Source organism: Agreia sp. Leaf210 (assembly GCF_001421485.1).
Classification (GTDB): Bacteria; Actinomycetota; Actinomycetes; order Actinomycetales; family Microbacteriaceae; genus Agreia.
This window is the reverse complement of the sequence record NZ_LMKK01000002.1, coordinates 749,476-769,692: the sequence shown is the minus strand read 5'-3', so window position 1 is coordinate 769,692 and position 20,217 is coordinate 749,476. Positions and strand designations below refer to the sequence as shown.

Annotated in this window: 17 protein-coding genes; 12 read left to right on the top strand and 5 right to left on the bottom strand. The window is 68.9% G+C overall.

Annotated elements, in window-relative coordinates; all coding sequences use genetic code 11:
• Window positions 1-5 precede the first annotated feature (5 nt).
• Window positions 6-446 carry a DUF805 domain-containing protein gene (locus ASE64_RS09630; protein WP_200920174.1) on the top strand — a complete coding sequence of 147 codons (441 nt, stop codon included), beginning with the start codon at window positions 6-8 and terminating at the stop codon, window positions 444-446.
• Between the two features lie 24 nt (window positions 447-470).
• Here the strand turns inward: ASE64_RS09630 and ASE64_RS09625 are convergent, their stop codons facing one another.
• The 3 genes from ASE64_RS09625 to ASE64_RS09615 all read right to left on the bottom strand — a co-directional run bounded on the left by ASE64_RS09625 (window position 471) and on the right by ASE64_RS09615 (window position 3,379).
• Window positions 471-965, bottom strand: coding sequence for a nucleoside deaminase (locus tag ASE64_RS09625; protein ID WP_055779288.1), 495 nt, complete (start codon window positions 963-965; stop codon window positions 471-473).
• A gap of 54 nt (window positions 966-1,019) precedes the next feature.
• A complete protein-coding gene (locus tag ASE64_RS09620) occupies window positions 1,020-2,045 on the bottom strand; it encodes an NADPH:quinone reductase (RefSeq protein WP_055779285.1) in 1,026 nt (341 codons plus the stop codon).
• 224 nt (window positions 2,046-2,269) lie between these two features.
• Entirely contained in the window at window positions 2,270-3,379 is a 1,110-nt protein-coding gene (locus tag ASE64_RS09615; RefSeq protein WP_055779282.1) for an LPXTG cell wall anchor domain-containing protein, read from the bottom strand.
• A gap of 198 nt (window positions 3,380-3,577) precedes the next feature.
• Between ASE64_RS09615 and ASE64_RS09610 the strand changes: the two genes are divergently transcribed.
• The 11 genes from ASE64_RS09610 to ASE64_RS09560 all read left to right on the top strand — a co-directional run bounded on the left by ASE64_RS09610 (window position 3,578) and on the right by ASE64_RS09560 (window position 17,977).
• On the top strand, window positions 3,578-4,597 hold the full coding sequence (locus tag ASE64_RS09610) for a LacI family DNA-binding transcriptional regulator (protein WP_055779279.1): 1,020 nt from the start codon (window positions 3,578-3,580) through the stop codon (window positions 4,595-4,597).
• Window positions 4,598-4,634: 37 nt separating this feature from the next.
• Entirely contained in the window at window positions 4,635-5,591 is a 957-nt protein-coding gene (locus ASE64_RS09605; protein ID WP_055779276.1) for a carbohydrate ABC transporter permease, read from the top strand.
• On the top strand, window positions 5,588-6,490 hold the full coding sequence (locus tag ASE64_RS09600; protein ID WP_082466057.1) for a carbohydrate ABC transporter permease: 903 nt from the start codon (window positions 5,588-5,590) through the stop codon (window positions 6,488-6,490). The genes ASE64_RS09605 and ASE64_RS09600 overlap by 4 nt, the downstream gene beginning before the upstream one ends.
• 84 nt (window positions 6,491-6,574) lie before the next feature.
• Complete coding sequence (locus ASE64_RS09595; RefSeq protein ID WP_055779273.1) at window positions 6,575-7,867, top strand: ABC transporter substrate-binding protein; 1,293 nt, start codon at window positions 6,575-6,577, stop codon at window positions 7,865-7,867.
• 130 nt (window positions 7,868-7,997) lie between these two features.
• Complete coding sequence (locus ASE64_RS09590; RefSeq protein WP_055779270.1) at window positions 7,998-9,140, top strand: ADP-ribosylglycohydrolase family protein; 1,143 nt, start codon at window positions 7,998-8,000, stop codon at window positions 9,138-9,140.
• Complete coding sequence (locus ASE64_RS09585) at window positions 9,140-10,531, top strand: ADP-ribosylglycohydrolase family protein (protein ID WP_055779267.1); 1,392 nt, start codon at window positions 9,140-9,142, stop codon at window positions 10,529-10,531. The genes ASE64_RS09590 and ASE64_RS09585 overlap by 1 nt, the downstream gene beginning before the upstream one ends.
• Window positions 10,528-11,427 (top strand): ribokinase, encoded by a 900-nt coding sequence (locus tag ASE64_RS09580; protein WP_055779264.1) that lies wholly within the window; start codon window positions 10,528-10,530, stop codon window positions 11,425-11,427. Before ASE64_RS09585 ends, ASE64_RS09580 begins: the two co-directional genes overlap by 4 nt.
• Window positions 11,411-13,519, top strand: a complete 2,109-nt coding sequence (locus ASE64_RS09575) for an SUMF1/EgtB/PvdO family nonheme iron enzyme (protein ID WP_235480557.1) — start codon at window positions 11,411-11,413, stop codon at window positions 13,517-13,519. The genes ASE64_RS09580 and ASE64_RS09575 overlap by 17 nt, the downstream gene beginning before the upstream one ends.
• Window positions 13,516-14,715, top strand: coding sequence for a CaiB/BaiF CoA transferase family protein (locus tag ASE64_RS09570; protein WP_055779261.1), 1,200 nt, complete (start codon window positions 13,516-13,518; stop codon window positions 14,713-14,715). The genes ASE64_RS09575 and ASE64_RS09570 overlap by 4 nt, the downstream gene beginning before the upstream one ends.
• Window positions 14,712-15,560 carry an HpcH/HpaI aldolase/citrate lyase family protein gene (locus tag ASE64_RS09565; RefSeq protein ID WP_055779258.1) on the top strand — a complete coding sequence of 283 codons (849 nt, stop codon included), beginning with the start codon at window positions 14,712-14,714 and terminating at the stop codon, window positions 15,558-15,560. Before ASE64_RS09570 ends, ASE64_RS09565 begins: the two co-directional genes overlap by 4 nt.
• A 50-nt stretch (window positions 15,561-15,610) precedes the next feature.
• A complete protein-coding gene (locus tag ASE64_RS09560) occupies window positions 15,611-17,977 on the top strand; it encodes an alpha/beta hydrolase-fold protein (RefSeq protein WP_055779256.1) in 2,367 nt (788 codons plus the stop codon).
• 28 nt (window positions 17,978-18,005) lie between these two features.
• Here ASE64_RS09560 and ASE64_RS09555 read toward each other — a convergent pair whose 3' ends face one another.
• Together ASE64_RS09555 and ASE64_RS09550 are read right to left on the bottom strand one after the other, a co-directional pair.
• Complete coding sequence (locus ASE64_RS09555) at window positions 18,006-19,514, bottom strand: CoA-acylating methylmalonate-semialdehyde dehydrogenase (RefSeq protein ID WP_055779253.1); 1,509 nt, start codon at window positions 19,512-19,514, stop codon at window positions 18,006-18,008.
• A gap of 94 nt (window positions 19,515-19,608) precedes the next feature.
• A complete protein-coding gene (locus tag ASE64_RS09550) occupies window positions 19,609-20,199 on the bottom strand; it encodes a TetR/AcrR family transcriptional regulator (RefSeq protein ID WP_055779249.1) in 591 nt (196 codons plus the stop codon).
• Between the last annotated feature and the right edge of the window lie 18 nt (window positions 20,200-20,217).

The window sequence follows — 20,217 nt, the reverse complement described above, 5'->3', positions numbered from 1 at the left end:
CAGACATGAGCTTCACGACAACATCGCCCCGCATGTCTTTCGGAACCGCTATCGGCACCGGCTTTCGCAAGTACGCCGACTTCAACGGTCGTGCAGGGGTCGCAGAGTTCTGGTGGTTCATTCTCTTCGTCGTTCTCGTGAATGCCGCGACCCGGTTCTTCGACACGATGCTTCCGCACTCACTCGCGGTGTTCGACGCGGTGCCGTTGGTTCCCTACGGCGCCGCCGATGGGCCCTTCTCTGCGCTGTGGGCGCTCGGAACCCTCGTTCCCGTGCTGGCCGTTGCGGTGCGCCGACTGCGCGACGGCGGCAACTCGTGGGCCCAGCTCTTCTGGCTGCTTCTGCCTGTCGTCGGTCTGATCCTGATGGCCATTCGGATGTGCGACCCCTCGAAGCCGTCGGCACCCGCGCAGGATGCGCCGGTTCGGGACGCGCCGATCGTCTGACGGAGCGGCCGCGGTAGACGCGGGTCAGCTCCAGAAGCCGCGGTGGGGCTCGGCGGCCTGCTCTTCGAGTGCAGGCCCGGCGACCACGACGGTGCGCTGGCCGCGGGACAGTACCTCTCTGCTCGGCAGATCGAGGGTCGGGTTCTGTGGGTCGTCGCCGGTGAGGGGGATGAGATCCTGCTCGGGAAGGGCGTAGACCATGCGCCCGATGCCCGCCCAGTAGATCGCGCCGGAGCACATGGCGCAGGGCTCGCAGCTCGTGTAGAGGGTGAAGCCGCGCAACTCGGCGAGCGAATACCGCTTCGTCGCGAGGCGCACGAGGTTGGTCTCGGCGTGGCCCGTGACGTCGGAGTGCGTGACCACGGTGTTCTCGGCCTCGAGCACCTGCGCGCCGGCCTCGTCGGTGAGCACGGCGCCGAAGGGGTGGTTGCCATGCTGCTTCGCCTCGATCGACACGAAGATGGCGCGGCGCAGGTGTGAGAGGTCTGACTCGGAGACGGTCGTCGAGAAGGTCGGCATGAGATCAATGTATGGGATCCGTGCTCCCTATCGACAGGCTCAGGGCGCGGAGGGCTACTCCGCGACGTCGATGAGCACCTTGCCGACGACGCCCGACTCCACCGCGTCATGCGCCGCCGCGGTCTCCTCGAGCGAGAACCGTGTGATCGGCAGCCCGGCCTTCTCGCCGGCGCCCAAGACGCCCGCGGCTAGCGCCTCGGAGACCGAGCCCAGCGCATCCTGTTTCTCGGCGTCGCTCACCGTGTAGGTGAGCAGAAAACGCAGCCGTACGTTGCGACCCATCGCCGGTCCGATCGGCAGCGACACACGATCGTCTGCGTCGGAGGCGTAACTCACGATGGTGCCGCCGCGCGAGATGATCTTCTCGTCGAGCTCGGCATTGGCCTGCAGATTGACCTCGACGATCGTGTCGACGCCCTTCGGCGCGAGCTTTTTGACGGCCGCGGCCACGTCGTCGGTCGTGTAGTCGATGATGTGCTCGGCTCCGGCGCGGCGGGCGAGCTCGGCCTTCTCGTCGGAGGAGACCGTGGTGATGACGAGCGCGCCGGCCCAGGTTGCGAGCTGGATGGCAGCGTGACCCACCGCGCCCGCTCCTCCCGACACGAGGATGACGCGGCCCTCGAGCGAGCCCGGCGACAACCGTCGCGGCAGGTTCTCGTTGGCAGCAAGCGCCAGAGCCGCGGTCAGAGCCGGGATGCCGAGGCTCGCGCCGTCGTCGAAGGTCGCGTTCTCGGGCAGTTCGACGGCATGGGAGGCGGGCAGGGTCACGAAGTCCTGGGCCGTGCCGATGTTCGTGCCGAAGGCCACGTCCCAGAGCCAGACCCGGTCGCCGACCGAGAACTGCGTCACGCCCTCGCCGACCGCATCGACGACGCCCGCGCCATCCTGGTTCGGAACCTTCGGCTCGTCGAAGTCGCCGCTGCCGGCACCGGCGCCGGCGCGGGACTTCCAGTCGGTCGGGTTCACGCCCGAGACGACGACGCGCACGCGGATCTCGCCGCTCTGCGGCTCGACCTTCTCGCGTTCGGTGAGAGCGAGAACGCTCGAATCTCCGGTGCGGTCGTAGGTGATCGCGCGCATGATGTGCCTCTTTCTGTCGTGATACCGACGGTGCCGTCGCCACAACGCAGGAAGAAACGAGGTGGCGTGTACGACAACCGCTCGCCTACGACGTTATTCCTGAAAACGGGCGAGCAGTAGCCCCCGGGGTGCCGGCGTAGCGCCACTGAGGTGCGAAAAATGGCCGCCTCCATCTGCATGGAAGCGGCCATTTTCCGCACCTCAGTGCGCGAGGTGCCTGAGCTCTAGGCGGTGCGGCGGCGGCGGAGCAGTGCGAAGCCGCCGACCGTGAGCAGGGCGCCGGCGGCGACGACGGATGCCGTGACATCCACGCCCGTCGCGGCGAGCGCCTTGCCGCCCGCCGCCGGAGTGGCGCCAGGCGTGACGTCGGTGCCACCGACAACGGGAGGCGTTGTGGTGCCCGGCGTGGTGGTGGGCGGATCGACCGGTGCGGGCGGAGCGACGTCGAGGGTCACGACGAAGTTGATACGGTCGAAATAGCTCGCCGCGCCGACGAGGTCGACGCCGTAGAAGCCATCGGTCTCGGTCACGGGAAGGGTGCGCGTCTGGTCGATCGACGAGCGGGCCTCCACGTTCGTCACGACGTAGCCCTCGACGGGCTCGACCTTGATGCCGAAGCGCGACGGGAAGAAGTACGCCTCGCCGTCGGTGCCGGCGACATAGAAGTTTCCGGTCTGCCACTCGACCGTCGTGAACGAGTCGGAGTTCGAATAGACCGTCGGCACGCCGTAGCCGGTCACGAGCGTCTCGGGATCGTCGGCCAGAACGGTCTGCACCCCGGCCTTGAAGGCCGACATGCCGATGAGCTTCGACTGGCTGGCGGCGGTCACGGTGAGAGATGCCTCGGCCTGCACGCTGCTCGGGCCGCTGAGCGTGTCGATCGTCGTGCCGTCTTGGAAGATGAATGTGCCGTTGGAGAACGAGATGCTCTCGTCGGGCAGTCGCTCGAGGTCGGCGACCCCGGTGGCGCCCGTCGCGTCGAAGAACGCTGCGCTCACGCCGCTGTTCGGGCCGCCCACGTACACCTGTGCAGCGCCGACGGGAATGTTCGGAAAGACGTAGTCGCCGCTGGCGTTCGTGTTGGTGGCCCACCACTTTCCATTGACGTCGTGCAGGTAGACGTACGAAGAGGTGCGCTTCTCGTCTGTGCGGCCGTCGGGGGCGACGAGGGTCGTGTCGAAGAGGCCGTCCGGGTAGCGGTCGTCGAACTGGGTCACGGTCACGGTTCCGGTGGCGTCGGCCGCGCTGGCCGAGCCGGCGACGACGGGCGCGACGGCGCCGAATGCGGTCGCGACGACGGCTGCGACGGCGATCTTCTTGAGGGCGGGGTGCATGTGTTTCTCCGATGTGTGACGAGCTCTGGCGGCTCCGAGCGTAACGAGGGATGCTCACCTCAGCGGGGACAGCGGTGTCTGTTCACGAACCGTTCGCCTGGGGTTGCGTCTCGACGTGGGCCGGGCTACTGTTCCTGTAAACGTTCTTGTAAACGATTACACGCGCAACCGAATCTCCCGACGACGCAGAGGAACCTCGTGACGAAGAAGTCCACACTCGTGCTCGTCGCCGAGCGCGCCGGGGTGTCGATCGCCTCCGTCTCGCGGGTGCTCAACGGTCTGCCGGCATCGGATGGCGTGACCGAGCGGGTGCGTGAGGCGGCCTCCGCGCTCGGCTATGTGCCGTCGGCCACCGCCCGTTCTCTGAAGGTCGGCAAGACCATGCAGATCGCCCTCGCCGTGGCCGACGTGGGAAACCCCGTCTACGTCGCGATGATGCACGAGGTCTCTCGTGTCGTCACAGAAGCCGGCTACCGGCTGGTTCTCTCGTCGACCGGTAGCGACCCCGCCGCCCAGATCGACTTTCTCGCGGGCCTCAACAGAGGCTTCGCCGACGGTCTCATCATGAGCCCCCTCCGGGTGACCGACGAGCTCGTCGCGGCGCTGCAAGAGACGCGCGTGCCCGTCGTGATCATCGGATCGCTGCCCGCCGGCGTCGAGTTCGACAACGTGCGCGCCGACTCGGCCAAGGGCATCGGACTGGCCGTGAAGCACCTCGTGAAGGCGGGGCGCGAGCGCATCGCGTTCATCAACGGACCGGTCGACACGGTGCCCGGCGCCGCGCGTCTCGCCGGTTATGTGCGCGCCATGGGCAAGCACGACCTTCCGCTGGTCGCCGACATGCAGGCGAGCGCAGACGACTTCACCTATCGTGCCGGCCTCGACGCGGCCCGCGAACTGTTCGCGCAGTCCACCCCCGACGCTGTGGTGTGCGCGAACGACCTGCTCGCGGTCGCGGCGATGAAGGAGCTCAGCTCGCGCGGCATCCGCGTGCCCGACGAGGTGGCGGTGGTCGGCATGGACGACACCGATATCGCCGAACTCGCCAACCCCTCGATCACCAGTGTCGATCTCGGCTCCGTCAAGCGTGCGCGAGCCGCAGCGAAGCTGCTCATCCGGCGTCTCGAGAACCCGGATGCGCCGGTCGAGCAGGTCGTGATCAAACCATCGTTGACGGTGCGCGAATCGACACCGAGCGCACCGACTCCCCACCCCTGACCAGACCCACCTTCCCCCCAATCGAAGAGGATGCACGATGACGAGCACACTCGATAGCCGCTCGAGAGCGGGCTCTCCCGCGCCCGCGGCCCCACCGAAGAAGCGGCGACGTTCGCGCGTCGGCGGAGGCGGAGGGCGCGACGCTTGGCTCCTCGTGCTGCCAGCTCTGATCCCCGTTCTGCTGTTCAGCGTCTACCCGCTCGCGCAGGGCCTGCTGCTGGGATTCACCGACTCGAAGGCCGGGCTGAACGCCACGGTGAGCTTCAACGGTGTCGACAACTACACGCAGCTGATGGGCAACGAGCTCTTCTGGAACTCGTTCCGCATCGGGCTCATCTGGGCCTTCGGCGTCACCATCCTGCAGTTCTTCGCCTCGCTCGGGCTCGCGCTGCTGCTGAACCTCGACCTCAAGATCCGCTGGCTCGCCCGCACCCTCGCGCTGGTGCCGTGGGCCATGCCTCCGGTGATCATCGCCATCATGTGGCGACTGATGCTGAACCCCACGTACGGCCCGATCAACGAGGGCATGCGAGCGGTCGGGCTGCCGGGCGACATCAACTGGCTCGGCGACTTCTCGACGGCGCTGCCCGCCGTGATCGTCGTGGGCGTCTGGGCGGGCATGCCGCAGACGACCATCACCCTGCTGGCCGGGCTGCAGAACGTGCCGACCGAGCTGCACGAGGCCGCATCCATCGACGGCGCCGGCGCGGTGAAGCGCTTCTGGCACGTGACGCTGCCGGCGCTGCGCCCCATCATCGTGGCGATCACCACGCTCGACCTGATCTGGAACTTCAACAGCTTCGCCCTCGTCTACGTGCTCACGGCGGGTGGTCCGGGAGGCCAGACGATGCTGCCCATGCTCTTCGCCTACAACGAGGCGTTCCGCTACGGCAACTTCGGCTACGCCGCCGCCATGGGAAATGTGATGGTCATCGTGATCGGCATCTTCCTGTTCTTCTATCTGCGCAGCCAGGCGAGGAGCCGACTCTCATGACCGCCACCATCGACCGCCCTCAGACAGACCGCCCCGCCCCCGCGCCCCGCCGGTTGTCGTCGGCCACGCGCACCCGTCGAGTCACACGTCCGCTGCAGTACCTCGCGCTGGCCGGATACATCGTGTTCCTCGGGTTCCCCCTGCTGTTCCTTCTCATCACGGCGTTCAAGACGCCGCAGGAGCTGCAGTCGGCGACACCGTCGTTTCTGCCGCAGACGCTCAACTTCGACAACTTCACGCAGGCCACCGAGAAGGCCAACCTGATTCCCGCGGCACTCAACAGCCTCATCGTGTCGGTCGCCACCACACTGATCGTGACGGTGATCTCGTTGCCGGCCGCCTACGCCCTGGCGCGGTTCAAGACGAAGCTGCGCACGGTGGCCACCGGTTGGATCCTGCTCAGCCAGGTGTTCCCGTTCATCCTCATCATCATTCCGCTGTTCCTGGTGCTGAAGCAGATCGGGCTCATCAACAGCCTCGTCGGGCTGATCCTGGTCTACACGGTGTGGTCGCTGCCGTTCGCGCTGTGGATGCTGCAGGGCTACGTCGCCGGAATCCCCGTCGAGCTCGAGGAGGCCGGGGCGATGGACGGCGGCTCGCGCTTTCTCGTGCTGCGCAAGATCATCCTTCCGCTGCTCGCCCCCGGCCTCGTCGCGACGAGCCTCTTCACCTTCATCTCGGCCTGGAACGAGTTCTTCTTCGCCCTCGTGCTCATCCAGGATCCGGCGCTGCAGACTCTGCCACTGACCCTCGCCCGCTTCGTCGGCGCGGAGGGGCAGGTGCAACTCGGCCAGCTGGCCGCGGCCTCCCTGCTCGCCACGATCCCCAGCCTCGTGTTCTTCGCGCTCATCCAGAAGCGGCTCACCTCGGGCCTGCTCAGCGGCGCCGTCAAGGGCTGACCCACCCACCTCATCCGACCCCACCCACCTCCTCCGACCCCACACAGTGCAGTGCCCTCACCAGAAAACAAAGGAGTTTCACCCATGAGAAGAAAGATTTCGGTCGCCGTCGGCGCCGTCGCGATCGTCGGCATGATGACCGGATGCGCCTTCGGCGGCGGCGGAACGAGCGACAGCTCGTCGAGCGACGGCCCCGTCGAGATCACGTTCCAGAGTCTCGCCTACCAGGACTCCACGGTGGCCGCGACGAAGAAGATCGTCGACAGCTGGAACGCCGACAACCCCGATATCCAGGTCAAACTCACCCAGGGCAGCTGGGACAACGTGCACGACCAGCTCGTCACCCAGTTCCAGGGAGGGACCGCTCCCGACGTGATCCAGGACGAGTCGAGCGACATCCTCGGCTTCGCGAACCAGGGCTACCTGGCCGACCTGAGCGACCACCTCAGCGACGACGTGAAGTCCAGCGTCTCCGACGACGTCTGGAAGACGGTCTCGACGGCCGATGGCAAGATCGTCGCGGCGCCGACGCTGCTGCAGACCTATGTCGTCTACGCCAACACCGACGCGTTCGCGGCAGCCGGCGTCGAGGTGCCCACGGGCGACGAGCTCACCTGGGATCAGCTGCAGGATGTCTCGAAGAAGCTGACCGTCGACGGCAAGTTCGGCGTCGGCTGGGGCCTCAAGCAGCCCACGGCAGCGGTCATGAACACCGCCCTCGGATTCGACGGCACCTTCTTCGATGTCGAAGACGACGGCACCGCCAAGATCGATGTCGGTGACGACGAGCTCGCCGTACCGAAGTACGTGCACGATATGGCGTACGAAGACGCGTCGCTCGACCCCATCACGCTCACCCAGAGCGGTTCGGATGTCCTCCCCGGCTTCCTCGGCGGAACCTACGCCATGTACGTGGGCGGCAACTTCCTGGCGCAGCAGATCAGTGAGTCCGCTCCGGAGGGCTTCAACTGGACGGTGCTTCCTCCGCTCGCCGGAACGGCCGGGCCGGTGCAGGCCGCCAACCCGCAGACCCTCTCCGTCGCCGCCGAGAGCAAGAATGTGGAGGCTTCGGCGAAGTTCATCGACTACTTCATGAGCGCCGACAACCTGGCCTCGGTCGCCGAGGGCGACTGGCTGATCCCGTCGACGGATGCCGCGCGCACCGCCGTAGAGACCAACACGAACGGCGAGAACGGGTGGCAGGAACTGCTGGCCACCGGTGAAGACCTCACCGGAGCCCCGTTCCAGAAGGCCGCGAACTACCCGCAGTGGAAAGACCAGTACGCGACGCCGCTGCTTCAGCAGTACTTCGCCAACTCGATCACCCTCGACGAGCTGAAGCAGAAGCTCACCGACGGCTGGTCGTCGATCGGCTGACGCCACCGCACGTCGGAGCGCGGGGCTGTCCCCCCGCCCCGCGCTCCGGCTCATCGCGCTCAACGACTACACACGACACGACACACACACCCACCCGGCGACGACCGCCGGAACGCAAGGAGACTTCAGGATGGATCTGCTCGAAGACAAGGCGACAGGCGCCCTCGCGGGTGCCGCCGTGGGCGATGCCCTGGGAGGGGCCGCGGAGGGCAACACCCCCGAGGCCATCCAGGAGCGCTACGACGGGTTCATCACCGGCGTGGTGCCACCCTTCCTCGAGGACTGGCGCAACGCCCGACCCATCGCGCCGTACCACAAGGGCGACGGGCACATCACAGACGACACCCTCATGACGAACGCCCTCGTCGACGTCTACGACGAGGTGCGCGATCACCTCGACGCGTACGCGATCGCCGAGAAGTTCGTTCCCCGCCTGATCGGCGAGCGGCAGTGGATTCCCGAGCTCGAGACAGACGCGATTCTGCTGCAGCGCATCTTCCTGGCCGAGAAGTGGCTCGTCGCGCGCATCCACTACGGCCACATCGATCCCCGCGAGGCGGGCGTCGGCAACATCGTGAACTGCGGAGCCACGATGTACGCAGCTCCCATCGGCATCATCAACGCCGGCTCGCCCGACACGGCCTACGCCGAGGCCATCGACGTCGCCGGGGCGCACCAGTCCAGCTACGGACGCGAGGCGGCCGGTGTCTACGCCGCCGCCGTCGCCGAGGCGATGCGCGTCGGCGCCACCGTGTCGAGCGTGCTCGACGTGGCCCTCAGGCTCGCGAAAGACGGCACGCGCGACGCGATCGAATCGGTGGTCGACGCCGCATCCGGCCGCAGCGACTGGCGCGACTCGCTCGCCCACCTGCGAGCGGCCGTCGAGCCGTTCGACACCGTCGGCCCGAACTACCGGGCACCCGCGCGTGATGCCCGCATCCCGAGCCGCACCAAGTCGATCGAGGAGCTCCCGATCGCCCTGGGCATGCTCGTGGTCGGCGGCGGAGACTACAGCGAGGCCGTCCTCGGCTCGATCAACTACGGCCGCGACTCCGACTCCATCGCCGTGATGGCCGGCTCGATCGCGGGTGCACTGCACGGCCTCGAGGCGGTTCCCGCAGAGTGGGTCGACGCCGTCACCCAGGGAAGCCGCCTCGACATCACGGCGACCGGCCCGCGCATCGCGGCCGTCGCGCGCGAGGTTTTCGCGAAGGACTGCGCGCGTGCCGAGGAGCGCACAGCCGGAATGTCGGCGCTGACGCGAGCGCTGTGATGCTGCGACTGAGCTGGACCCAGCCCGAAGACCTGGTGCCGCACGCTCTGGCCGCCGCCGAACTCGACGGGGTCGACGTGTCGGCTCTGCGCGACGAGTGGGCGAACGCTGGCGGCTCGCCGATCGCTGCAGTGAGCGGGGCGTCGCCGGTCGCCGCATCGCCGGAGCTCCGCGACCTGGGCCGCAGGCTGCTCGCCCGCATCGACGAGCTGCCGCTGCCCGACCCGCTTCTCGCAGCCGAGCCCGACGGCTTAGCGGCGATCCTCGACCTCGCCCCGCAGCCGCCCGAGCTGCCCGCCGTGTCGGGTTCCGATCAGTCGGGCTCGTCGCTCGGCGACCGGATGCTGGGGGCCTGGCTGGGCAGGGCCGCCGGCTGCTTGCTCGGCAAGCCCGTGGAGAAGATCTCGCGCGAGGGCATCCGCGCCATCGCGCAATCGACCGGCAACTGGCCGATCGCGTCGTACTTCACCGAGCGCGGACTCGATCCCGCCGTGGCCGCCCGGTATCCGTGGAACAGGCGAAGCCGCCCGACGAGCCTCGTCGAGAACATCGACGGCATGCCCGAAGACGACGACCTCAACTTCCCGCTGATCGCCCTCGACCTGCTCGAGCGCGCGGGTGCCGACTTCACGACCGACGACGTGGCACTCTCGTGGCTCGCCAATCTGCCCGGAGGCCGCGTGTTCACGGCGGAGCGGATCGTCTACCGCAATCTGCTGGAGGGCTACGAGCCCGACGAGGCAGCCGGCATCCAGAACCCGTTCCAGGAGTGGATCGGCGCGCAGATCCGTACCGATGTCTACGGCTGGGCCCGGCCGGGCGACCCGCACGCCGCTGCCGCTCTGGCCTATCGAGACGCATGGCTCAGCCACCGCCGGAGCGGCCTGTACGGGGCCTTGTTCGTGGCCGCGGCCAGCTCCGCGGCGCTCGTCGCCTCGTCGGTGCACGAGGTGCTCGCGGCCGGGCTCTCGGCGGTGCCCGAGGGCAGCCGTTTCGCCGCGGCCATCCTGCGCGGCGCCGAGCTGGGCGCATCCGAGCTCTCGGTCGACGAAGCGCTCGACGCTCTGGCCGCCGAATTCGGGCACCTGCACTGGGTGCACGCGCTCAACAACAGCGCGCTGCTGGCGTTCGCGCTCGTGCGCTCCGACGGAGACTTCGCGACCGCCATCTCGATCGCCGTGGCGGGTGGCTGGGACACCGACTCCGTCGGAGCGACCGCCGGCGCGATCGCGGGAGCCCTCACGGGGGCCGCTTCGCTGCCGTCGAACTGGATAGCCCCGCTGCACAACCGTCTCGCCACGTCGATCCCGGGCTTCGACGGCATCGGGTTCGACGAGCTCGCGGCCCGCACCGCGGCGCTGGTTCCGAGTGTCGTGGGGGTGACGCGATGAGCGTGGTCGTGGTCGGAAGCGCCAACGTCGACCTCGTCTACACGGTCGCGGCTATTCCGGCGCCCGGCGAGACGGTGATCGCCACGGGCGGCAGCCGGCATCCGGGCGGCAAGGGTGCCAATCAGGCCATCGCGGCGGCCCGTGCCGGCGCGGCCACGACCTTCGTCGCGCTGCTCGGCGACGACGACGGCGGCGCACTGCTGCGCGACAGTCTGCGGGGCGCCGGGGTGGTGGATGCGACGCGCATCACCGCGGGCGAGACGGGCACCGCGCTCATCACCGTCGACGCTCGTGCCGAGAACACCATCGTGGTGAACTCGGGAGCGAACGCGCTCTTCACCTCGCTGACCGACGACCAGGCGCAGCTCATCCGCGACGCCGAGCTGCTGGTGCTGCAGCTCGAGATTCCGCTCGAGACGGTGCGCGCCTCCGCTGCCGTGGCCCGCGCAGCCGGAACGCGGGTGCTGCTCAACGCGGCTCCCGTGCGCCCGCTGCCCTCCGAGGTGCTGGCGCTCGTCGACGTGCTCATCGTGAACGAGACCGAGGCGGCGCAGCTCGCCGGCGACGACGCGACGGATCTGTTCTCGCGCGCCCAGGCGCTCACCCGTTCCGTTCCCAGCGTCATCATCACTCTCGGCTCCGCCGGATCGATCCTGCTGCACCGTGGCGACGCCGAGCTCACCCGGGTCGAGGCCCACGAGGTCCAGGCGGTCGACACCACCGGCGCCGGCGACACGTTCTGCGGAGCCCTCGCGAGCGCCCTCGACGAGGGGCTCGACCTGGCCTCGGCCGCGCGCTTTGCCACGGCCGCATCCGCACTCTCGGTGCAGCGCGCAGGCGCCGTGCCCTCCATACCCCACCGCAAGGAGATCGATTCTTTTGTCTCATCGCTCTGACGTCGTCGACGACGGTGTGCACGTGGTCGATCAGACTCCCGTGCACGACCCCGACGAAGCCAATACCAACGAGTTCGACCCGCTGGTGCCCCGGCCGATCGACCGCGCCACGGAGCTGCCGCTGACCGGCGGGCTCGACCCCACCGTCGGCGACATCGCCAAGATCTTCGCCGCTCCCGCCGATCGCTCGGAGTGGCCTGCCTGGCGCGAGGCCCTCGCGGCCTGGCGCGACGACGCGCGCGAACGCATCCGGTACTCGGGCGCAGCCTACGGCGACGTGTCGTCTCGATGGACCCAGCACTGTGCGAGCGTCGCCCTGGTCTGGCTCTGGGACGAGCGGCTCTTCGACGTCGAGGCGGGGCGCTTCGACGTGCAGCGCCTCGTCGATGCGACGGCCGACTTCGGAGGTTTCGACGGAGTGGTGCTCTGGCACGCCTACCCCGTGATCGGCATCGACGACCGTAACCAGTTCGATTTCTATCGCGACGTACCGGGCATCGCCGAGCTGATCGCCGAGTTCCAGCAGCGCGGCATCCGCGTGTTCATCGACTACAACCCGTGGGACACGGGAACGCGCCGCGCCCAGCACGACGACGCGCGAGAACTCGCGTTGATCGTCGATGAGCTGGGTGTCGACGGCGTCTTCCTCGACACCATGAAGGAGGGCGACAGCGCGCTCGTCTCGGCGCTCCGCGAGTCGTCGCCGCCGCGCGCACTCGAGGGCGAGTCTCGCGTTCCCAACGTGCGCATCGAAGACCACCAGCTGAGCTGGGCGCAGTGGTTCGACGACAGTGAGGCTCCGGGCGTGATGCGCGCCCACTGGTTCGAGCGTCGACACATGATGCACTCGACCCGCCGCTGGAACAGGGACCACAGCTCCGAGCTGCAGTCCGCTTTCATGAACGGCACGGGCATGCTGGTCTGGGACACCGTCTTCGGGGTCTGGGTCGGCTGGAACGCACGCGATCAGTCCACGCTTCGGCGCATGCTGCGGGTGCAGCGCGCGCTCGGCGATGTCTTCATCGACGCAGAGTGGGCGCCGCTCGACGGCGCATCCGAGCACGCCCTCGACCACGGGGTCTACGTCTCGCGGTGGTCGACCGACGAGGTCGACGTGTTCACCCTCGTCAACCGCTCGCAGGTCGACTACTCCGGGCCCGCACTCGCCTCCGAGCACAGCGCACGACCGCTGTGGGATGTGACGGCCGGGCGCGGCATCGGCCCCGAGGGCGTCGTCGTTCCGGCCCGCGGCATCACCGCTATCGTCGCCGAGAAGACGCAGACGGCTGCCCCGGATGCGGCTGCCCCGCGCTCCGATCGTCTGCGCGCGCTCCTCGCCGAGGCCTCGGCAGACGCCCAGAGCCCCGACGCGCAGAGCCCCGACGCCCAGAGCACCGACTCCACGTTCCCCGCACGCGAGACCGTGCGCCGGGTGCCGGCACCCGCTCCCGCCGCTTCGGCCCCCGAGGGGTCGATCGCGATCGATGCGACGACGCACCAACTCGTCGTGCGGTTCCGTCGCCGCGAGACGGGTCTCTACGCAGAGGCGCCCTATGTCGAGGAGTGGAAGCCGCTTCCTCCCCGACTGCACGACGACCGCAGCGTCGAGGTCGCCGTCGAGACCGGCCGCGTGGCCGTCGCGGGGCGCGAGGTCACCCGCGCCGAGTTCGACCGTTTCGTCGCCGCCACCGGCTACACGCCGGCGAGCGACAACCGCTTCCTCGTCGCCCCTCAATCCGATGGCGACGCCGTGACCTGCGTCGATCTCGACGACGCGCGCGCCTACGCCCGCTGGGCCGGGGCCCGCCTGCCCACCGAATTCGAGTGGCAGCTGGCGGCATCCGATGCGACCTTCGAGCGGGCGGAGCCGTGGGTCTGGAACTGGACCGAGAGCGAGCACAGCGACGGCGTCACCCGCTTCGTACAGCTGAAGGGCGGCGCCGACTACGAGGCGCAGGGCTCCGACTGGTACGTCGACGGTGGCCGTCGCGACCCCGAATTCAGTCTCAAGTACCTGCTCAGCGGGCTGGGGATCTCGAGGTCGCCGAACATCGGCTTCCGCCTGGCGTGGGATCTGGAGGACGGCTCGTGAGTGCGCCAGGCAGAGCACCCCTGTACGGCGTGCGCGTCCTCGACATCTCGACGCTCTTCGCGGGGCCGCTGGCGGCCACCTTCCTCGGTGACTTCGGGGCCGACGTGATCAAGGTCGAGCATCCGTCGAAGCCCGACGCGTCGCGCGGGCACGGTCCGGCCAAAGACGGCGTCAATCTCTGGTGGAAGACGCTCGGCCGCAACAAGCGCACGGTCACGCTGAACCTCGGGCAGGCCGACGGCGCCGCCGTGCTCCTCGAGCTCGTGCGCTCCGCCGACGTTCTGATCGAGAACTTCAGGCCCGGCACGCTCGAGCGGTGGGGATTGGGTCCGGATGAGCTGCTCGCCGCCAACCCGGCCCTCGTGATCGCTCGCGTCACCGCGTTCGGCCAGTTCGGCCCGTACTCCGCGCGGCCCGGCTTCGGCAGTCTCGCCGAGGCGATGAGCGGATTCGCCGCGCTCACGGGTGAGCCCGACGGCCCGCCGACGTTGCCCCCGTTCGGTCTGGCCGACGGCATCGCCGCCCTCGCCACGAGCTACGCCGTGATGGTGGCGCTGCGCTCGGCCGAGGCGACCGGCCGCGGCCAGGTGGTCGACATGGCGATCATCGAGCCCATCCTGATGCTGCTCGGCGGTCAGATCACCGCGTTCGATCAGCTCGGCACCGTGCAGCCCCGAACGGGCAACAGAAGCGTGAACAACGCGCCGCGCAATGTGTACAGAACGGCCGACGACGAGTGGGTGGCCGTGTCGACCAGCTCGCAGTCGATCGCCGAGCGCGTGATGACCCTCGTGGGCCGCCCCGAACTCGTCGACGAGCCGTGGTTCTCGAGTGGGCACAGCAGGGCTCAGCACGCCGACGAACTCGACGAGGCCGTCGCATCCTGGGTCGCCGCGCGCCCCACCGCCGTGGTGCTCGAGGAGTTCGAAAGGGCGCAGGCCGCCGTGGCCCCCGTCTACGACGTGCGCGGCATCCTCGCCGATCCTCAATATGCGGCGCTCGGCACGGTGCAGACCGTCGACGACGACGAACTGGGACAGGTCAAGATGCAGAACGTGCTGTTCCGACTGTCCGAGACGCCGGGAGCGATCCGATTCACCGGACGACCCCACGGCCACGACACCGAGGAGGTGCTCGACGAGATCGGCATCACGGCCGAGCAAAGGGCTGCGCTGCGCGAACGGGGCATCCTGTGAGCGCCGGCGCATCCGGCGCGCTGCCGATCGTCGCGGCCCTGTATGTTCCGGGAGACAGGCCCGACCGCTTCGGCACGGCCGCTGCCAGTGGCGCGAACATGGTGATCCTCGATCTCGAAGACGCGGTCAGGCCGGAACGCAAGGAGTTCGCTCGCGACGCCGTTCTCGACTGGCTCGCCGCGTTCACCCCAGGCGACGAGACGCATCCGGCGCTCACCGTCGTGCAGGTGCGCATCAACAGCGGCGAACACGGGCTCGATGACGTGCGTGCACTGGCCGGCTCTTCCACGCCGATCGAGCTGCGCGTGCCCAAGGTCGAGACGGCGGGGCAGCTCGACGTGCTCGCGGACCTCGCCCCAGGGATTCCGGTGACCGCGCTCGTCGAGTCCGCGCTCGGGGTCGAGAACTCCTATGCGATCGCCGCGCATCCGTCGGTCACCCGGCTCGCGCTCGGCGAATCCGACCTCGCGAGCGAGCTCGGCACCCGAGCTGTCGGCGTGCTCGACTACGCCCGCATCCGCCTGCTGTACGCGGCACGGTCGGCGGGGCTCGAGGCGCCGATGATGTCGGCGTTCCCCGACATCCGCAATCTGGATGCCCTGCGTGCCGACACCCTGCGCGGCCGCGAGTCGGGCTGGTTCGGCCGCTCGGCCATCCACCCGAGCCAGCTGCCCGTGATCCACGAGGCGTTCGCTCCGACCGATGCCGAGCTCGACTGGGCACGCGAGGTGCTCTCGGTCGGCGAGGCCGGAGGAGTCACCACACTCGGCAACGGAGAGATGGTCGACGCGGCCATGCTCGGCCGGGCGCGATCGATCCTCCGCGCGGCGCAGCCGTTCGCCTAGACCTCAGTAATCACGAAGCTCGATTCAGCACCACCCAGAGAGGCAACACAATGATGTGGACGTCGAAGACCGCGGCCATCGCCGCGCTCGCACTCGCGGGGGCTGGCATCCTCGCCCTGCCCGCCGCACCGGCCCAGGCCGCCGGCAGCACCTTCGAGGCGGGCTCGTTCGAGAGCTCGGCCATCGGAGGTCCGGTGGACTACACGGTCTACCTGCCCGAGGGCTATGACGCGTCGGGGGCCACGCGCTATCCGACCCTCTATCTGCTGCATGGCCGCGGCGACACGCAGGCGGCCTGGCAGCAGGTCGGTCCCGACCTCGACGAGCTGATCGCCGCCGGCAGCATCCCGCCGATGGTGGTCGTGATGCCGGATGCGCCCTGGAACGAGCGCGGCAATTACTACGTCGACTCGCAGTACACCGGCGGAGCGACTCCCGGAGTCGCCGTCGAGACCGCGTTCACGACCGAGCTCATCCCCACGATCGACTCGACCTACGCCACGATCGACGACCGCGCCTCGCGGGTGGTGGGCGGGTACTCCATGGGAGCGGCAGGCGCACTGCGCTACGCCACGGCCCACCAAGACCTCTTCGCAAACGCGCTCATCCTGAGCCCGGCCGTCTACACACCCACGCCTCCCGTCGACTCGTCGGCCCGGGAGTTCGGCGCCTACGGGGTGGGCGACCAGGCCTTCGACGAGCAGCGCTACCTGTCGCTGAACTACCCGTCGACATTCGCCGCCTTCGACCCCGCGTCGCCGCTGCACATGTTCATCGCGGTCGGCGACGACGAGTACGTGAACCCCGACCCGTCCGACGTGAACCACGACATCGACTACGAGTCGGCCACGCTCTACAACGCCGCCAAGCGCGTGCCGGGCATCACCGCGGAGTTCCGGGTCTACAACCGCGGACACGACTGGGGCGTGTGGCGCGAAGGATTCCGCGAGGGCATCCAGGACATCGCCGGCTATCTGCAGACGACGCCGCGTGCGCCGTTCGAGGGAACGCAGCTCGGCACCGCGGGCGACGACCGAGCCGGGGGAGTGCTCGCGCTCTCCGACGGCGGGGGAGTGCAGGCGGTGAACGCCGCCGGCGCGCTCGGCGGCGTCGCGGGGGCGGGCGGCCTCGACATCGTGGTGCAGCGATTCGCGGGCGACGGCTCCGAGGTGTTCGCGGCGGCCATCGCGTCGGAGCGTGACGACCGGGCCTACGGGGTGGTCGCCGCTGCTGACGACTCCGTGATCGTGGGCGGCTATTCGAAGCGCGACCACGGCGGGGCGGTGAACGACGACGTGCTCGCCGCTCGGGTCGGAGCGGACGGAACCGTGCAGTGGCAGGCCTCCGCGGGATCCGCCGCGGCTGCCGATCGTGCCTACGGAGTGACGGCCGACGCCGACGGGGGAGCGTATCTCGCCGGCTACACCTCGGGGACCCTCGATGGCGAGACGAGCGCCGGCGACAAAGACGCGATGATCACGCGGGTGGATGCCGAGGGTGCGGTCTCGTGGTCGCACCAGTTCGGCAGCTCGGGCGAGGACAAGGCGTTCGCGGCAGCGCTCGCACCCGACGGCGGCGTGTATGTCGCGGGAACGGCCGGAGCCGCGATGCCCGGAGCGGCGAGCTCGGGCGGTTACGACGCGTGGGTCGCGAAGTACTCGGCCGATGGAACGCGGGAGTGGCTGCAGCAGTTCGGCACCGAGGCGGGCGACCAGGTGTCGACGCTGCTCGCGACGTCGGGGGGCGTCGCGGCGGCGGGCTTCACGGGCGGCTCCCTCTCGGGAGCCGACTCGGCCGGCGGCAACGACGCCTTCGTCCGCTCGTTCGATGCTCTCGGCACGGCGCTCTTCACGACGCAACTCGGAACGCCGGAGGACGACAGGGCTGCCGCGCTCGTGCCCGGGGCGGGCGGCGGTCTGCTGGCCATCGGGCACACCGCCGGCCGCTTCGCCGACGGCGGCGCGGGCGGAGTCGACGTGTTCACCGCATCGCTCGACGCCGACGGTGCCCAGACCGCTCGCACCCAGTTCGGCACCCCGCAGCGCGACGGAGCCGACGAGTACGACGAGGGCAACCTGTTCGCGTCGGCGCGAGGCGACGGAACGGCCTATGTGCAGGGCCTCACGTACGGCGCCCTCGATGACGCATCGAACGCCGGTTCCGGCGACGTGTTTCTCACGACCGTCGAGTCGGGCGTCGACCCGACCGTTCCGGGCGGCGGCGACGGCGCGGGGGGTGACGGCGCGGGCGCCGGCGCGGGCGCGGGCTCGTCGCCCACGCCCGGAGACGGCGCGGATGTCGCGGGGATGCTCGGTCTCACGGGCCTGGATGCGACGGGTCGGCTCGCCCTCGCGGGCATGCTCCTGCTGCTCGGCGTCACCGCGTTCATCGTGCGTCGCCGCGTCGTCGCCTCGTGACGAGGCGCCACATCGTCGGCGCGAGCGGCTAGTTCTGGGGGAAGCCCAGGTTGATGCCGCCGTGCGACGGGTCGAGCCAGCGACTCGTCACCGCCTTCTCGCGGGTGAAGAAGTCGAAGCCGTGCACCCCGTAGGCCTTGTTCGAGCCGAAGATCGAGTCCTTGAACCCGCCGAATGAGTAGTACGCCACGGGCACGGGGATCGGCACATTGATGCCGATCATGCCCACCTCGATCTCGTTCTGGAACCGGCGCGCAGCCCCGCCGTCGTTCGTGAAGATCGCGGTGCCGTTGCCGAACGCGCCGTCGTTGATGAGGGCGACGCCCTCCTCGTACGAACTCACCCTCACGACGGACAGCACGGGACCGAAGATCTCCTCGGTGTAGGCGCGACTCGACACGGGCACGTTGTCGAGGAGCGTCGGGCCGAGCCAGAATCCCTCTGCCGCGCCGTCGACCTCGATGCCCCGGCCGTCGACCACCACCGTCGCTCCATCGGTCGCGGCGATGTCGATGTAGCCGGCGACCTTGTCGCGGTGCGCCTCGGTGACGAGCGGCCCCATGTCGCAGTTGCGCCGGCCGTCGCCGGTCTTCAGACCCTTCATGCGCTGGGTGATCTTCTCGATCAGTTCGTCGGCCACGGGTTCGACCGCTACGACGACCGAGATCGCCATGCAGCGCTCTCCGGCAGAGCCGAAGCCCGCGTTGATGGCGGCGTCGGCCGTGAGGTCGAGGTCGGCGTCGGGCAGAACCAGCATGTGGTTCTTCGCGCCGCCGAGCGCCTGGACGCGCTTGCCGTTCTTCGACGCCGTCTCGTAGATGTACTGCGCGATCGGAGTCGACCCGACGAACGAGATGCTCTTCACATCGCGGTGCTCGAGAAGGCCGTCGACGGCCACCTTGTCGCCGTGCAGCACGTTGAGCACGCCGTCGGGCAGGCCGGCCTCGCTGAAGAGGGCCGCGAGCCAATTGGCCGCGGAGGGGTCTTTCTCGCTGGGCTTTAGCACCACGGTGTTGCCGGCCGCGATCGCGATCGGGAAGAACCACATGGGCACCATCGCCGGAAAGTTGAAGGGGCTGATGACTCCGACGACTCCGAGCGGCTGCCGCAGCGAGTACACGTCGACGCCCGTCGAGACGTTCTCGGAGTACTCGCCCTTGATCAGGTGCGGGAACCCGGTCGCGAGCTCGACGACCTCGAGGCCACGGGTGATCTCTCCCATGGCATCGGAGAGCACCTTGCCGTGCTCGGAGGTGAGGATCTCGGCCAGCTCTGCCTTGCGCGACGCGAGCAGCTCGCGGAACGAGAACAGAACCTGCTGCCGCTTCGTGATCGACGTATCGCGCCAACCGGGGAATGCCGCCTTGGCGCTCGCGACGGCGGCGTCGATCTCGGCCTGATCCGCGAGGGCGACCTGCTTGGTGACGATTCCCTGCGCGGGGTCGTACACGGGAGCGGTGCGACCAGACGACGACGGGTACTCGGCTCCGTCGACCCAGTGGTTCACAACGGGCTGCTTCTCGGTGGTGTCTGTCATCGAACTGCTCCTCACGGTCGTGGAGGGGCCACGGCCACGGCCGCCCCATGAGTCACGCTACCGCTGAACCCGGCGCGAATGCAGCGCGAATTCGTCAGAGTGCGCGGATGGGCAGGGTCTCGAGGTAGGCGTCGGCGACGGCCACGAGTTTCTCGCGCGGTGTGCCCAGGCGGCTCATCTGGATGAGGCCCTGAGAGACGAGGATGATCTGCGCCGCGAGCGGGTCGACCTCGACACGCTCGATCTCGTTGGCCGCGATGGCGGCCTCGATGCGCCGGGCGACTCGGCGCTCCATGGTGTCGGTCGTGGTGCGGCACAGCGCGATGACGCGCTCGTCCCTGCCGCCGAATTCCGCGATGCTGTTGAGCATGAGGCATCCGCGGCGGCCCACCTGGTTGGCGCAATCCGCCACGATCACGTCGAAGAACTCGCGGATCGACTCCGCGGCCGTGTGACCGACCGACATGGCCGAGGCCACCGTGTCGATGCGCGTTCGGCAGTACGACTCGAGAATCGTGAAGAAGAGATCGAACTTGCTTCCGTAGGCGGCGTAGATGCTGCCGTTGCCCACCTTGGTCGCGGCAGAGATGTCGCCGATAGAGGTGTTCGCGAAACCATTGCTCCAGAACAGTTCGCGAGAGGCAGCACGGAGCACCTCATCGTCGAACTCACGCGTACGAGCCATCCGTGCAGTTTATCGATC